Source organism: Paraburkholderia ribeironis, assembly GCF_900019265.1.
GTDB classification, from domain to species: domain Bacteria; phylum Pseudomonadota; class Gammaproteobacteria; order Burkholderiales; family Burkholderiaceae; genus Paraburkholderia; species Paraburkholderia ribeironis.
Genome location: NZ_CYGX02000185.1, coordinates 1 through 610 on the forward strand (window position 1 = coordinate 1; position 610 = coordinate 610).

Below are 610 nucleotides of genomic sequence, written 5' to 3' on the forward strand. Positions count from 1 at the left end.
TGCCTTCGCTTCGCCGCCAAACTTCTGCGTCAGAACCGTCGTGATCGCTGCCGTCAGCGTGGTCTTGCCGTGGTCAACGTGACCGATCGTGCCGACGTTCACGTGCGGCTTGGTCCGCTCAAACTTACCCTTGGCCATTTTCGACTCCTAAGAGGATTTTCCGTACGTTGCGCCGGGCGCAAACAATCACCGATTACTTCTGGTGCCCATGGGCAGGATCGAACTGCCGACCTCTCCCTTACCAAGGGAGTGCTCTACCACTGAGCCACATGGGCGCTACTTCTGTGTTGCTGGAGCGGGTGAAGGGAATCGAACCCTCGTCGTAAGCTTGGAAGGCTTCTGCTCTACCATTGAGCTACACCCGCAAGGATTCATGGATTCCCAACAACTGCTACAGCCTGCATTCTGGTGGAGGAGGTTGGATTCGAACCAACGTAGGCATAAGCCAACAGATTTACAGTCTGCCCCCTTTAGCCACTCGGGCACCCCTCCGCAGAGAACTGATGATTATGGGGGAACAACCGCTCTTTGTCAAGACTTGCTTGACCGTTCCGAACCCAAAGCTCTCACTTATATAGTGATTTCAGTGCTTCCGTAAACGCAGAAACCC

At 54.6% G+C, this 610-nt stretch carries 1 protein-coding gene and 3 tRNA genes; all 4 read right to left on the reverse strand.

Annotated elements, in window-relative coordinates; all coding sequences use genetic code 11:
• A partial coding sequence (locus BN2475_RS33025; RefSeq protein WP_245841779.1) for a GTP-binding protein occupies window positions 1–138 on the reverse strand: 138 nt, incomplete at its 3' end.
• A gap of 62 nt (window positions 139–200) precedes the next feature.
• Window positions 201–275, reverse strand: a tRNA-Thr gene (locus tag BN2475_RS33030).
• Window positions 276–291: 16 nt separating this feature from the next.
• A tRNA-Gly gene (locus BN2475_RS33035) sits at window positions 292–365 on the reverse strand.
• Between the two features lie 41 nt (window positions 366–406).
• Window positions 407–492 (reverse strand) — tRNA-Tyr (locus BN2475_RS33040).
• Window positions 493–610: the final 118 nt, after the last annotated feature.